This is a genomic window from Planosporangium mesophilum (assembly GCF_016863255.1).
Taxonomy (GTDB): Bacteria; Actinomycetota; Actinomycetes; order Mycobacteriales; family Micromonosporaceae; genus Planosporangium; species Planosporangium mesophilum.
This window is the reverse complement of the sequence record NZ_BOON01000027.1, coordinates 39,411-52,993: the sequence shown is the minus strand read 5'-3', so window position 1 is coordinate 52,993 and position 13,583 is coordinate 39,411. Positions and strand designations below refer to the sequence as shown.

Here is a 13,583-nt window from a genome sequence, read left to right as displayed (position 1 = left end):
ATCGACGATACCCTGCTTGACATATAGGTTTAATGGGTAGATCCTCCTGAGGTCGCCTCGCCGAGGCCGTTCCCATGACAACGCTGTCAGGAGGATGCCGATGCACGTAACAGCACGGGGCGACTACGCGCTACGCGCCGCCGTCGCGCTCACCGCCACCTACCCGAACACCACGTCCGCGCAGGCCCTGGCGGACCAGCAGGAGCTGCCGCGGAAGTTCCTCGAGACCATCCTGGCCGAACTGCGCCGGGCCGGCCTGATACAGGCGGTACGCGGCCGCGACGGCGGGTACCGACTGGCGCGTGACCCGGCGCAGATGTCGGTCGCCGCGGTCCTGCGTGCCGTGGACGGTCCCCTCGCCGAGGTGCGCGGCAAGCGCCCGGAAGAGGTCAGCTACGGCGGCAACGCCGCGCACCTGCAACAACTGTGGATCGCGGTGCGCTCCGCGATGCGTGACCTGCTCGACGAGGTCACCATCGCCCAGGTCGCCACCGGCCAACTCCCCGTCCGGGTGCGGCATCTGGCCTCCGCCCCCGGCGCCTGGCAACCCCGCTGACGCCGTGCCGTCACCCGGGCGACCCCTGCGGAAGTTGGGCTTCCTCACCATCGGCCTGTTCGACCCGGCCGCGCCGCTCGAGGGGCACAAGTCCACCCTCGACATCATCCAATTCGGCGAGCAACTCGGCTTCGACAGCGCCTGGGTTCGGCACCGCCACCTGCAGTACGGCATCTCCTCACCGGTCGCCGTCCTGGCGGCCGCGTCGCAGCGCACCAGCCGCATCGAGCTGGGCACCGCGGTCATCCCACTGGGCTGGGAGAACCCGCTGCGGCTGGCCGAAGACCTGGCCACTGTGGACATCCTGTCCGGCGGCCGGCTCAATCCCGGGGTCAGCGTCGGGCCGCCGATGCGGTACGAGCAGGTCAAACAGGCTCTGTATCCGGACACCGCGGACCGCGAGGACTTTAGCTACGACCGGGTACGGCGGCTGCTCGAGTTCGTCCGCGGCATCCCCGCCACGGAGTTCCAGGGCACGGAAGGCTTCGAGGAGTTTTCGCGCCGGGTCGAGCCGCACTCCCCCGGCCTGGCGCAGCGGATGTGGTACGGCGGCGCAAGCCTCGCCTCCGCCCGCTGGGCCGGTGCGCACGGCATGAACTTCCTGACCAGCAGCGTGGTCAAGGCCGAGGAGTCGCAAGACTTCGAGCAGATCCAGCTGTCGCATGTCCGGGCTTTCCGCGCGCACCACCCGGACGGCGACCGCGCCCGGGTCTCCCAAGGGCTCGTGGTGATCCCCACCGACAGCGCCACCGCCGCGCAGCACACGAAGTACGCCGATTACGCGCGCATGCGCACACCGCGGACCGCCACGCCGCAGGGACCCGCCCGGATGATGTTCTCACCGGACCTCGTCGGCCCCGCCGAGGAGATCGCCGAGCGACTTCACGCGCACGCCGCGTTCCGCGAGATCGACGAGGTCGCGTTCGCGCTGCCGTTCACATTCGCGCGCGAGGACTACGTCCAGATCCTCACCGACATCGCGACGAAGCTCGGGCCGGCCCTCGGCTGGCATCCAGCGAATTAGTAGGTTGCGTCACCACGCCGTTGGTCAGCTACTGGAGCCCGGAACGGACCGACGTAATGCGCTGGGTGTTGAAGCCGAGCCAGTGCATTCGGCCCACGTATCGGGCATGTTCGATCTTGAGGCACCGGTCCATGACCACTGTCAGGCCGCCGACCTCAGCGATCCGTGCGCCCTCTTCGTTGATCACACCGAACTGGCACCAGAGGGTGCCGGCGTGGATCTCCACCGCTTCCCGCGCGATGCCCGGCAGCGCGTCCGGCGCACGGAACACGTTCACAACGTCCACCGGTACCGGCACGTCCAGAAGGCTCCGGTAGGACCTCTCGCCGAGGATGTCGGTCTCGCGTGGATTGACCGGGATCACCTGGTAGCCGTGCCGCTTCAGGTAGTACCCGACGAAGTAGCTCGCTCGCAGCGGGTTGTTCGAAAGGCCGACGATCGCGATTGTCTTCGCGGTGTGGAGCACGCGCTGGATCGTCGATGGGTCCTGGTACTGCCCGACATCGGTCATGCGGTCACGACCTCTTTCCCGCGGTCGACGCTACGTTTGCGAAAGCCCGCTCCAGATCCCAGATCAGATCCTCGACCGACTCGGTGCCGACCGACAACCGCACGGTCCCGGGCGCGACGCCGGCCGCGCGGAGTTCGCCGTCGCTGAGCTGGCGGTGTGTCGTGCTGGCCGGGTGGATGATCAGACTCTTCGCGTCGCCGACGTTGGCCAGGTGGGACCAGAGGGTCACGGCACGGATCAGGTCCTGCCCGCCGGCCCGGCCACCCGCGCAGTCGAACGAGAACACCGCCCCTGCCCCACGGGGCAGGTACTTGTCCACCAGCGGCCGGTACCTGCTGCTCGGCAGGCTGGCGTAGGTCACGTTCGATGCCAGCGGGTGCGACTCGAGGAACGCCGCGACCGCAAGCGCATTGGCGACGTGGCGTTCCATCCGCAGCGACAGCGTTTCGAGCCCCTGCAGAAACAGGAACGCGTTGAGTGGGGCCAGCGCGCCGCCCAGATCGCGCAGGGTCTCGGCGCGCAGCTTCATCAGGTAGCCGTAGGTCCCGAACGTCTCGTGGAACTGCAGGCCGTGGTAGGCCGGTGAGGGATCGGCGACCACGGGAAAGCGCCCGTTGGACCAGTTGAACGTGCCGGCCTCGACGACAACACCGCCGATGCTGGTGCCGTGACCACCGATGAACTTGGTCGCCGAGTGGATCACGATGTCGGCGCCCCACTCGATCGGGCGGCACAGGTACGGCGTGGCGAACGTGTTGTCCACGATGAGCGGCAGCTCATGTTCGTGCGCGATGGCCGCCACGGTCTCGATGTCCAGCACGTTGCCGGCAGGGTTGCCGATCGTCTCGGCGAAGAACGCCTTCGTGTCGGCGCGGACCGCCTTCCGCCACGCGCCCGGATCATCTGGATCGACCCAGGTCAGCTCGACGTTCAGCTTGCGCAGCAGGTGCTTGAGCTGGTTGACCGTCCCGCCGTAGAGCGCCGCGGACGCGACGACGTGGTCACCCGGCTGCAGCAGGGTGAAGAGCGCGGCCGCTTGCGCCGCGATCCCGCTGGCGAAGGCCACCGCGCCGCAGCCGCCTTCGAGGTTGGCCACGCGCTCCTCGAACACGGCGACTGTCGGGTTCATGATGCGCGAGTACGTGTTGCCGTACTCCTGCAGGTTGAAGTACGCCGCGGCCGATTCGGGATCTTCGAACACGTAGCTCGTCGTCTGGAAGATCGGCACCGCACGCGCCCCCGTGTTCGGATCGGGTCGTTGCCCGGCGTGGAGCTGGCGTGTCTCGAACCCGAACGCGCGGGGTTCCTCGGCGCGCGGCTTGTCAGTCACAAAGGCCTCTCTGTTCGAGGTCGCTCGCCGCACTACCGTCGGCAAGGAATCGGCGGACGATGGGGATCTGCTGCGCTTCCTCCAGCAGGAAGCAGTCGTGGCCGTACGGCGCATCGATGAGGTGGAACTCGACCGGTTTGCTGAGCGCGCGAAGCGCGTCGGTGATCTCCTGCGATGCGGACGCGGGGTACAGCCAGTCAGAACTGAACGCGATCAGCAGTGTCCGCGCTGAAACGCCTTCCAGCGCCCGTACGAGCGACCCGCTGCCGTGCTGCCGCGCGAGGTCGAAGTACGTCAGTGCGCGCGACAGGTACAGGTACGTGTTGGCGTCGAAGCGCCTGACGAACGAGCCGGCCTGGTGGCGCAGGTAACTTTCGACCTCGAACTCCGGTTCGCCGATCGTGTACCGGATATCGCGGGCGTTCTGCAGCCGCCGGCCGAACTTCTCCGTCAACGCGGGCGCGGACAGGTAGGTGATGTGGCCAACCATCCTTGCCACACCCACGCCGGCATCCGGCGCCCGGCCCGTGTCGTAGTAGTGGCCGCCTTGCCAGGCAGGATCGCGGGTGATCGCCTCCCGCGCGATCGCGTTCCAGGCGACGCCCTGCGGATGGAGAGCGTGCGTGGTGGCGATCGCAACAACAGCATCAACCTGGTCAGGAAACAGGACCGCCCACTCCAGCGCCTGCATCCCACCGAGCGAGCCACCAGCCACGGCCGCGAGCCGCTCGATGCCGAGCACGTCCAGGAACGCCCGCTGGCAGCGCACCATGTCCGCCACGGTGACGACGGGAAAGTTCGACCCGTACGGCTTGCCGGTGGCCGGGTCGATCGAGGACGGCCCGGTCGTCCCGCGACAGCCGCCGAGCACGTTCGTGGATATGACGAAGAAGCGGTCGGTGTCGAAGGCCTTGCCGGGCCCGATCATCCCGTCCCACCAGCCGAGCCCCTTGCCGGCCGAGCCGTCTCGGCGCTCGGCCGCGAACCCGTCGCGAGTGCTCGCCTCCGGCGACGTCGGCGACACGCCCGCCGCGTGGGCGTCGCCGCTGAGCGCATGGCAGACCAGGACGACGTTGTCGCGCTCGGGCGAGAGAGTGCCATAGGTCTCGTACGCCACGCGGACCGACGGCAACTCGCGTCCGCAGTCGAGCCTCACCGGCGCCGGCAGGTCGACGTACTGCGTCTCGACACTGCCGACCGAGCCGGCCGGCAGTGTCGAAGTTGGCGGTATGGGCGCGAGCATAGCTAGTCCTGGATCCCCCGTCACGGTATTGTCGATCTATCCGGTAGGATATACAGAAATTCGCACGAAGGGAACCGTGGCATGTCCACCATCAACAACGGCGTCAACGTCCAGGCACTGCTGGACGCTCGCGAGGTACTCAAGGGCGCGCCCGAGGCCGCCCAGTTCACCTGGCGGGCATCCTCCACGTGGCAGAACGGCGTCCACAGCACGGTCACCATCCAGAAGTTCTTCGGCCTCGGCCAGGAGCAGGCCCACAAGACCGAGACCGTGTTCTCCGCCGACCACCCCGAGGTCTTCGCGGCAGAGGACAACGGCGTCACGCCGATCGAGTACCTCCTCGTCGGTCTGGCCAGCTGCCTCACGGCAGGTGTGGCGTCGGTGGCGCAGAATCGCGGCATCCAGTTGCGGTCGGTCGAGTCGACGGTCGAGGGCAACCACGACATCCGCGGCATCCTCGGCGTCGACAGCGACGTCCGTAACGGCTACAACGACGTCAAGGTGACCTTCAACATCGACGCGGACGCGTCGAAGGAGGAGATCGAAGCGCTGGTGGCTCAGTCGCAGAAGCGTTCCGCCGTGTACGACGCTCTCACGAATCCCACGAATGTCACGGTCGAGGTCGCCTGAGGGGGGCCGAGCCATCGAGCACACCACCACGGTTGTCGTCGGTGGGGGGCACGCGGGCATAGCCGCAAGTCATTTCCTCAGCAACCGGTCGATCGACCATATCGTGCTCGAGCGCGGCGAGGTGGCCAACTCCTGGCGCCACGAACGCTGGGACTCCCTGCGGCTGCTGACGCCCAACTGGCTGAGCCGGCTGCCGGGCCATCGCTACGATGGCCCGGACCCGGACGGGTACATGACGAGGGGCGAAGTGGTCGAGTTCATCGAGCGCTTCGCCGCCGTCTCGGATGCCCCCGTACGGACCGACACGGCCGTCACGTCGGTGCGGCCGACCGACGGCGGGTACCACGTGACGACCAGCCAGGGCGACATTCGTTGCCGGGCGGTCGTCCTCGCCAGCGGAGCCTGCAACCTGCCGACGGTGCCGCAGTTCGCCGACGCCGTGCCGGCGTCCGTCGAGCAACTGACGCCGTTCGACTACCGCTCGCCCGACCAGCTTCCCGCCGGTGGGGTGCTGGTCGTCGGCGCGTCGGCGACCGGGGTGCAGTTGGCGGCCGAGCTGAGGCGGTCAGGCCGGCACGTGATCCTCTCGGTAGGAGAGCACGTGCGGTTGCCGCGCAGGTACCGCGGGCGTGACGTGCTGTGGTGGATGTACGCCTCAGGCGTGTGGGACCAGCGGCACGACGAGGTCGACGATCTCACGCGGGCCCGGCGGCTACCGTCGCCGCAGCTCGTTGGGACTTCCGAGCGCACAACGCTCGATCTCAACGCGCTCACCGCGATGGACGTCGAGCTGGTGGGCCGTTTTGCGGCTGTCCGCGACGGCTGCGCGTTGTTCTCCGGCGGGCTGCGCAACGTCTGCTCGCTCGCGGACCTCAAGATGAAACGCCTGCTGGCCACGTTCGACGAGTGGGCGCGGACGTACGGTCGCGATGCCGAGGTCGATCCTGCCGAGCAATTCGCACCGACGCGGGTGCCCGATTCGACGCGGCTGCAGCTCGACCTGCGAAGCGGCGAGATCCGCACGATCGTGTGGGCGACCGGTTTCCGCCCGGACTACCGGTGGCTCGACGTGCCGGTGGTCGACGAGAAAGGCCGCCTGCGCCACGAGGGCGGCGTCGTCGACAGCCCCGGACTGTACGCGCTGGGGCTGCCGCTGCTACGGCGGCGCAAGTCGACCTTCATCCACGGCATCGAGGACGACGCCCGCGAAGTGGTCGATCACCTGGCGCGGCACCTGGCCGTGGGTCGGTCATCCTGACCCGACGCCGGGCGAGACGGCCGGGGGTCGGCAGTGACCCCCGGCCGCCGCTCGTACTCAGCTGCGCAGGCTCCATTGCTGGTTGCTCTGGCCGTGGCAGCTCGACAGAATGATCTTCGTTCCGTTGGCCTGTGGGGCTCGAATACTCGGTTCGGCCGTCCTGAAGTGCAGTTCTGTGCGAGCTCGAGCCCTGCGCAGCCGTCATGCTCGTGGCCATGAGCGCATCCTCAGCGAGTACACCCGCCACTACAACGGCCACCGTCCACATCGCTCACTGGGACAACGGCCACCGGACCCACCAACGAGAGTCGTAGGCCTGAACGCCGCCCGCGTTCAACGGCGGCCGATCCTGAGGGGGCTGATCAACGAGTACTCGCAGGCCGCGTAGCCCGAACCGGCTTTGCGAGCCCCACACGTTCCCGCGCCGCCCCCTGAAGACGCTCTACTGGCCGCTACCCCGCACCCGCACCCAATGCCTGGTGGCCCCGCCCACCGGAACGACCCGACCCACCCAGCGACCACACTCGCCGGCAGGTCAGAGCGTCCTTCAACAAGGCCACACCGGTGTCCCATGGGCGGGCGACGTCATCCATGCCCGGCATCGTCAACACCGGATGGCGAGTCCTTGACGCGAAGTCAAGGGCGTCTCGTGTCAGTCTGTCCGGACAGCCGAACAAAGCCGCAGCTCAGAGCCTTGCCAGCTGGCGATACCCAGCCTGCGATCTGCGGAATTCGACTCGTACAACGGATCTCTGTGACCACGCCGTGACCACGAATCAGACAAAAGACCAGCAAAGATATCTATCTTTGCTGGTCACAGCGTCGGGACGGCCGGATTTGAACCGACGACCCCTTGACCCCCAGGCAACCTACATCTGGTTCTGACCTCGCACTTTGTTGCAGGTGAGCTGCTGCAAGCGTCCCCTGGCGTCCGTGCTTGTCCGCCAGCGTGCGCTCCGATCGTCACTCAGTTAGTCACTCAGCCAGATTTTCGTCGGCGCCTGGTCGTTGTCCTTGGAGGCGGTCCTGCTCGCTACGAACTCTTCTCCCAGTTCGCTGCACAGCCGGCCGCGTGCCTCGTCAAGCCCCTGGCCGTAGTCGCGGGCGAAGATGAACGGCTCTTTGCCGAGGGTTCCGCTGATGCGGTGAAGCGCGGACCAGACAGCGGGGTCTTCGTCGACGATGCTGTCGAACGACCTCGTGCCCATAACCGTGTCAAGCCAGTGCGAGAGCACAAGGGCCTGGTCTCGACTGAGCGTGATCGTCACTTGATCGTCCGACATGCCGGCCAGGCTAGCTGGTGTCGCTGGTGTCGCTGGTCTACGCCGACCGCTTCGGTGTGAACTACGGGCAACCTGGTCGCTTACGGTCCTGTAGGAGGTCAGCCGGGCTGCTGTGGTCTCGCGTGGTCCGATTCGGTGCGGTCGGTTGCTGTACTTCGCTGCCGTACCTAACCTCACGTCATGCTTGCATGGCTCGTTGATCTCTTACCTATGACGCTGTGGCGGCCTGGCAACCTCTACGCCGGTGGCCACCTGCACTTCTGCGTGGGGTGGAGCGACGAGCGAACCGTCGAGTGGCAGGGCCACCAGATCATCGCAGGTAAGCCGGGAGGTGCTGCACGGATCAACGAGCGCTACTTCGAGTCCGGGGAAGGTCACTAGCGTCGCGGTGCCCGTAGGGAACGTGCACCCTCAGCTTGGGAATCAGATTGATCTGCACGCAGTGTGACGGATTCTCGGCGGGTATCTCTACGAAACGTAGAGCCCTCAGTTGCAATGCATCCGTTGCTTACCGCCGTTAACCGCCACATCGGGCACGGATCGGGCACGCTTCTCCGACAGCGATGCGATCTCTACGTTCTCGGGTGGTCTGGGCCAGAAACCCTGGCCCAGACGCTGTTCAGATCGCGCAGTTCGCCAACACTGGCTCGGCATGCAGCACAACTCCGAACCGCTCCGCGACGCCGTCACGGATCTTGCGAGCCAGCGCGAGCAGCTCGCTGGTAGAGCCAGTGCCGCGGTTGGTCAGGGCCAGCGTGTGCTTGGTGGAGATCGCCACGCCGGTGCCGGGGCAGGTGTACCCCTTGGGAAAGCCGGCACGCTCGATCAGCCAGGCCGCGCTGACTTTGGTCCGACCGTCGGCGCCCGGCCAGGCGGCCGGCTCGCCCACGTTCGCGCCGATGGCAATTTTGCGTAGCCGGGCATATGCGACCGGGTCGATTACCGGGTTGATGAAAAACGAACCCGCCGAATAGGTGTCCGGATCGGAAGCATCAAGCACCATTCCCTTGCCCGTCCGCAGGGACAGCACCGCTGCCCGGACGGCCTCCAGCGGAGCGCGTGCGCCGAGCTGGACCCCAAGGGCACGCGCGAGCTCGGCGTAGCGGATCGGACTCGACAACGGGGAGAGCGGCAATGAGAAGTCCACGGTGAGCACCGCGAACCGGTCGTTCTGCCGAAAGACGCTGGTGCGGTAGCCGAAGCCGCACTGCTGTGGGGTGAGTGACACGATGCGGTCGGTTGTGCGGTCGTACGCTCGCACCTCCACGATCGTCTCGGCCACTCCGTGGCCGTAGGCGTCGACGTTCTGGATGGGCGTCGCGCCGGCCGAGCCCGGAATGCCGGACAGGCTCTCGACCCCGGACCAGCCCGCTTCCACTGCAGCCTGCACGACCTGGTCCCACGGCTCACCTGCCGCCACCCGCAACCGGACCCGGTCGCCGTCGCAACGGACCGCTATGCCCCGGGAACGTAGCAGGACGACCCGACCGGGGAAGCCGTCGTCACTGACCACCACATTGCTGCCGCCGGCCAATAGCAGCACCGGTTCGTCGGTGCGCAACGCCGCGATGATCTCCTGCTCATCGCTGGCCACCATCAAGCCGGCTGCTGGACCCCCCAGACGTAGCGTGGTGTAGCTCGCAAGCCGTTCAATGAGCGGGGGCCGCTCGGACGGCTGCTCAACCTTCGTTGATCTAGGACTGGCCACTCCGGCAACGCTACATCCCGACACCGATTTCATCGCCACGGGTCGCTGCCGCGCCGGCCGGCGCGAGCCTCGCCACCCCGATCATCGTCTGCACATCGACCGACCACCGCGAGTCGGGTACGGACCTCGCCCACCCGGCTCGCCGCTCCGCCCCCGTCCCCCGGATAGGTGCCACGATCCTCGACGCCCGGCCGGGGTCCAGGGTGGCCGTAGGCCATCGGCGTAGCCGACGCGCAGCGCCCTGGACGCCGGACGGGCGGCGTGGACAATCAGGCACCGGGGGACGCCCACACCGACCACCGCCGTCCGCGGACCGTGGCCCGCGCTACGGCGCGACGTGGCCGCCACGCCGCGCGCCAGCTCACCTTCGGCCGACTGCCGCCTCACCCGGATCAGGTTCCCTCGGTGCTGTCCGTGCTTCGGCGGCCCCGAGGGCTTCTCGCTGTCCGCGCCAGCCGATGGGCGTGGGCCTGGTCGCCGCCGAGCGACAGCGGCAGGGGCGGCCAGGCGCCCGATCGGGGGCGCGTGCGGCCCGTTTCGGGCCGCCTTGAAGACGTATAGAAAGTTCTCACGGGGATGATGTTGATGGTGGCTGTCCTCCGTCGGCTGATGTGCGACAGTCCTCCGCCAACTGATCTGCGACGCCCGCGTGGATGGCGGCAGAAGAGTGCGTTGGGAGTATTTCGCATAAACAGGTGGCCGCTTTGGAACAGCGACCGGCAGCATGAGGGGATGCAGTCCACATCCGCATACCGCGCTCGTCGCCGTCGGGACTTCTGGCAGCGGTGCGTCCTGCGGCGTCGTCCGTCATGATCCGTGAAGCCCGCGAAGCCGACTGGCCGCAGATCTGGCCCATCATCTGTGACGTCGTCACAGAACAGCAGACCTTTGCCTATGACCCCGCCATGAGCGAGCACGACGCCAAGGGGATCTGGCTGTTGGGCGCACCGGCCCGAGTGGTTGTCGCTGTCGACGACGACCGGGTTCTCGGTACCGCGAACATGTATCCCAACCGGCCCGGGCCAGGAAGCCACGTCGCCTCCGGCAGCCTGATGGTCGCCAGGCAGGCACGGGGCAAATGCGTGGGCCGAGCCCTCACCACCGACATGATCACGTGGGCGCGGCGAAACGGATTCGCGGCGATCCAGTTCAACGCCGTCGTCGACACGAACACGGCTGCGGTCCGTCTCTACGAGAGCCTCGGGTTCGTCACCCTCGGCACAGCCCCTGGAGCATTCCGCCACCCCACGCTGGGGACCGTCGGCCTCCGCATCATGTGGTTGGACCTGCAAAATCCGACCGACACCGCGAGCTGACGCGCCACACCACTCCACCGCAATGCGCCCGCAGCGCGCCCTGTCATCGGCAGATCCGTGCGTTCAGTCTCCGCCGACCTGCCTCAAGTTCTAGGCCACCTGTCGCACATATCTGGCGGAGATGTGTCGCGGATCAGTTGGCGGATCACATGATGTTGATGGTGGCCCCGGCGGCGGGTTCTGACCCGAGCTAGCTGAGGATCGACGGCCAGCGGACCGTCACGACCACTGAGTCCTCTTCTGCCTGCCATGAGTGGTCAATGCCCGGTCCCCAGACGACGTAGTCGCCCTGGCGTTCGAGCACGACGCTTCCGACGGAGAGGTCAAGACGGAACCGACCACTGATCAGCAGGAGCATCGTGGTCCTCTGCTCGTCGGTGTACCACGCGTCGCGTTGCTGTCCAGCGGGATGGGTGCCCCACTTGACTTCAACCGCAGACGTTGCACGTACGCCGTCGGCCGGCTCAATGAAGTGCCCCAGGATCCAGCCCCGATGGGCCTGGCCGTCATCGGCGGCGTTCCCGGTGTACCAGTTGTCGGCCATCGTGTCTCCGTCTCACTCCAGCGGTGAGCGTACACGATCTTCGTTGATCTCGGAGAGACGGCGAATACCCTGGGCGAAGGCGAACAGACCTTCGTTACTCCAAGATGGATCATGGATCAAACTGTCGAGCCCGTCCCGGTCGAGGCTTGAGTAGCGTCTTAGACCTTCGGATTCCCAGTTAGCTTCTACTCGGCCCCCAAATCTGGCCCACCAGTCCTCGTCGTCTATGACGATGAGGGAAGCAAACTCGAAATTTCCGCTGACGAGGTTGAATCCGAAACTCGTGCACTCCATACGCCACTGGTCCGTGTTGGCGTTGTCCATCAGCCAACGCATCGGTCCTGACAGCCGGTTGAGATTAAGGGGGTCTGCGTTTCGCCGTTTGCCCTCAGTGGAGTCGACGTCGGTTCGTCCGAAGAGTTCTTCTTCTAGCTCACGTTCGAGCGTGGCGGATATCTGGGCATCGTCACTGAAATCCACCAGCGGCTCGTGGAACGACTTTGGAATTACTGCTAAGCGTCGAGTGGCGTTCAAGACTCGGCCTGATCGCTCCTGAACCAGCAGCACGTAATCTGGGGTGCTACGTCGTCTATCCCTGGGTCGCGCGGCGGCAAACAGCGCTAGCGGTCCGCCGGCGCAGAGTCGATTGCTGACGTCGATTACAGCGTCGATCGAGGCTAGGTACCGTTCACGCAGCGGTAACGAGTCCGATGTTATTGGTGCGCCACTGGCGATGGCGTCGAGCAGCTCGCGTTCAAGCAGGTCCATGGTCAATGCGTAGCTACTGAAGTGAGTAAGGCCGAGACTGCCCTTTATGCACTGAGGACCGATCTCTACTTCTAGAAGCTGGTACAGGGGTCGATTGACAAGACGGGTATCCGTGGCGAGGACCTCTGCGATGCGGACGGCGGCCGCCTGGGCCGCCTTGGCGTCGAGCGAGCCAATGCTTGGGCCTGTGTTGGACCGGAGCGAAAGGTCATCGCGACCTTGCCCCATCACGAGCCGAAGATCGAGCCACTCCGGGCGGGTGAGGATGCTCGTCTCAATTCGACTTCCCGCCCAATAGAGCTCGTAGTCAGACGAATCAAGGCTGTAGAAGCCGGCGAGGGCTTCCGCGATCGCGCTTCGGCTTACTCGACTGCGTCGACGTGAGGCATCCTTGACGGCTCGAATGTCGATCTTTTTCGTCAGGTCCGACACTTGTTTGCGCGCTTCGCCATTTGACCACTCTGCATGCTCGTCGAGCCAGTCAAGCACATCGTTCACGTCGGGATCGTGATCCAGGCGTAGCTCAATGCTGGCCGCAAATGGGTTGCGGGAAACCTGCGTGCCTTCGACGTCGAGCGCGTCAGACGCCTGAGTCGCCCGCTGATCCGGTGCCAACAAAAGTGAGAACCGCTTCTTCTCATCAGGCGAAGCCCGCATCAGCGCAGTGTCCAAAGCGCGTTGCATCTCAGACACCGGAACAAGATCAGGCTCTGCGTTCCATTTTGCGACCGCCCGCACGGAGGTGCCTAGCGCTTCGGCGAAACCCTCGTTGGTAAGACGGAGAGCACTCCGCAACGCGCACGCGTGACGTCCAGTCCAAATGTCGACGACCTCCACCGTGAACGGCCTCCGTCTCGAGTGACACCGAGCAACTCGTTCAAGAGTATCAATGGGATGCGACAGGAGTGCACTGCCGATGCACTGCCAGTACATCCCCGTTTCGCACTTGTGCGACTTCCATTGAAGTCACATCGGCGGCCCCATCGAAGTGGGCCATACGCCGAGAGCGACAGTCCATAGGGGACGCGCTCAGTGACAGGAGGTATGTCGTGAAGCTGTTGATCGACACGAGCAAGGTGCAGTTCTCGGTGACCCGTAACCCCGAGGCTCGCAACGACCAGAACGGCAAGCAGCGGTTCAGCAAGGACGGGGCGCCCATGTGGCAGACCCAGCTCCAGGCCCTCGACGAGACCGGAGGCGAGATTCTGATGGTGACCGTGGCTGGTGAGAAGCCGAACGTCACTGTTCAGCAGCTCGTGTCTCCGGTCGGTCTGGAGGCGATCCCGTGGAACACCAACGGTAAGCACGGTGTGGCCTACCGCGCCGAGCAGCTCAAGCCGGTTGCCGTTACGGCCGGCAAGTAGCCGACAAGGGTCGTACCGCATTCGGTGACCGCACCCGGATCGAGGTGT

Annotated in this window: 14 protein-coding genes; 7 read left to right on the top strand and 7 right to left on the bottom strand. The window is 66.1% G+C overall.

What is annotated here, in order from left to right; genetic code table 11:
• Positions 1 to 100 precede the first annotated feature (100 nt).
• Positions 101 to 556 (top strand): RrF2 family transcriptional regulator, encoded by a 456-nt coding sequence (locus tag Pme01_RS13885; RefSeq protein ID WP_168116796.1) that lies wholly within the window; start codon positions 101 to 103, stop codon positions 554 to 556.
• A 4-nt stretch (positions 557 to 560) separates the two neighbouring features.
• Entirely contained in the window at positions 561 to 1,580 is a 1,020-nt protein-coding gene (locus Pme01_RS13880; RefSeq protein ID WP_168116797.1) for an LLM class flavin-dependent oxidoreductase, read from the top strand.
• A gap of 28 nt (positions 1,581 to 1,608) precedes the next feature.
• Here the strand turns inward: Pme01_RS13880 and Pme01_RS13875 are convergent, their stop codons facing one another.
• The 3 genes from Pme01_RS13875 to metX are packed head-to-tail and all read right to left on the bottom strand — an operon-like array spanning position 1,609 to position 4,664.
• Entirely contained in the window at positions 1,609 to 2,091 is a 483-nt protein-coding gene (locus tag Pme01_RS13875; RefSeq protein ID WP_168116798.1) for a CoA-binding protein, read from the bottom strand.
• Between the two features lie 4 nt (positions 2,092 to 2,095).
• A complete protein-coding gene (locus Pme01_RS13870) occupies positions 2,096 to 3,421 on the bottom strand; it encodes an O-acetylhomoserine aminocarboxypropyltransferase/cysteine synthase family protein (RefSeq protein WP_168116842.1) in 1,326 nt (441 codons plus the stop codon).
• Positions 3,414 to 4,664: a homoserine O-acetyltransferase MetX gene (metX, locus tag Pme01_RS13865; protein ID WP_168116799.1), complete on the bottom strand. Its 1,251-nt coding sequence runs from the start codon at positions 4,662 to 4,664 to the stop codon at positions 3,414 to 3,416. The genes Pme01_RS13870 and metX overlap by 8 nt, the downstream gene beginning before the upstream one ends.
• Before the next feature lie 81 nt (positions 4,665 to 4,745).
• Here metX and Pme01_RS13860 point away from each other — a divergent pair, with 81 nt between their 5' ends.
• Together Pme01_RS13860 and Pme01_RS13855 are read left to right on the top strand one after the other, a co-directional pair.
• Positions 4,746 to 5,294, top strand: coding sequence for an OsmC family protein (locus Pme01_RS13860; protein ID WP_168116800.1), 549 nt, complete (start codon positions 4,746 to 4,748; stop codon positions 5,292 to 5,294).
• Positions 5,272 to 6,552 (top strand): NAD(P)-binding domain-containing protein, encoded by a 1,281-nt coding sequence (locus tag Pme01_RS13855; RefSeq protein ID WP_168116801.1) that lies wholly within the window; start codon positions 5,272 to 5,274, stop codon positions 6,550 to 6,552. The genes Pme01_RS13860 and Pme01_RS13855 overlap by 23 nt, the downstream gene beginning before the upstream one ends.
• 971 nt (positions 6,553 to 7,523) lie before the next feature.
• On the opposite strand, the gene Pme01_RS13845 is transcribed toward Pme01_RS13855, so the two are convergent.
• Positions 7,524 to 7,835: a hypothetical protein gene (locus tag Pme01_RS13845; protein ID WP_203935610.1), complete on the bottom strand. Its 312-nt coding sequence runs from the start codon at positions 7,833 to 7,835 to the stop codon at positions 7,524 to 7,526.
• Between the two features lie 210 nt (positions 7,836 to 8,045).
• On the opposite strand from Pme01_RS13845, the gene Pme01_RS13840 reads away from it, so the two are divergent.
• Positions 8,046 to 8,216, top strand: coding sequence for a hypothetical protein (locus Pme01_RS13840; RefSeq protein ID WP_168116803.1), 171 nt, complete (start codon positions 8,046 to 8,048; stop codon positions 8,214 to 8,216).
• 238 nt (positions 8,217 to 8,454) lie between these two features.
• On the opposite strand, the gene Pme01_RS13835 is transcribed toward Pme01_RS13840, so the two are convergent.
• Positions 8,455 to 9,576, bottom strand: coding sequence for a UDP-N-acetylmuramate dehydrogenase (locus Pme01_RS13835; RefSeq protein ID WP_168116843.1), 1,122 nt, complete (start codon positions 9,574 to 9,576; stop codon positions 8,455 to 8,457).
• 776 nt (positions 9,577 to 10,352) lie between these two features.
• Between Pme01_RS13835 and Pme01_RS13830 the strand changes: the two genes are divergently transcribed.
• Positions 10,353 to 10,859, top strand: coding sequence for a GNAT family N-acetyltransferase (locus Pme01_RS13830; RefSeq protein WP_168116804.1), 507 nt, complete (start codon positions 10,353 to 10,355; stop codon positions 10,857 to 10,859).
• Positions 10,860 to 11,049: 190 nt separating this feature from the next.
• On the opposite strand, the gene Pme01_RS13825 is transcribed toward Pme01_RS13830, so the two are convergent.
• Both Pme01_RS13825 and Pme01_RS13820 read right to left on the bottom strand, forming a co-directional pair.
• Positions 11,050 to 11,403 (bottom strand): signal peptidase I, encoded by a 354-nt coding sequence (locus tag Pme01_RS13825; protein ID WP_168116805.1) that lies wholly within the window; start codon positions 11,401 to 11,403, stop codon positions 11,050 to 11,052.
• Between the two features lie 12 nt (positions 11,404 to 11,415).
• On the bottom strand, positions 11,416 to 12,864 hold the full coding sequence (locus tag Pme01_RS13820; protein WP_203935609.1) for a hypothetical protein: 1,449 nt from the start codon (positions 12,862 to 12,864) through the stop codon (positions 11,416 to 11,418).
• 356 nt (positions 12,865 to 13,220) lie between these two features.
• On the opposite strand from Pme01_RS13820, the gene Pme01_RS13815 reads away from it, so the two are divergent.
• Positions 13,221 to 13,535 (top strand): hypothetical protein, encoded by a 315-nt coding sequence (locus Pme01_RS13815; protein ID WP_168116807.1) that lies wholly within the window; start codon positions 13,221 to 13,223, stop codon positions 13,533 to 13,535.
• The last annotated feature ends 48 nt before the right edge of the window (positions 13,536 to 13,583 follow it).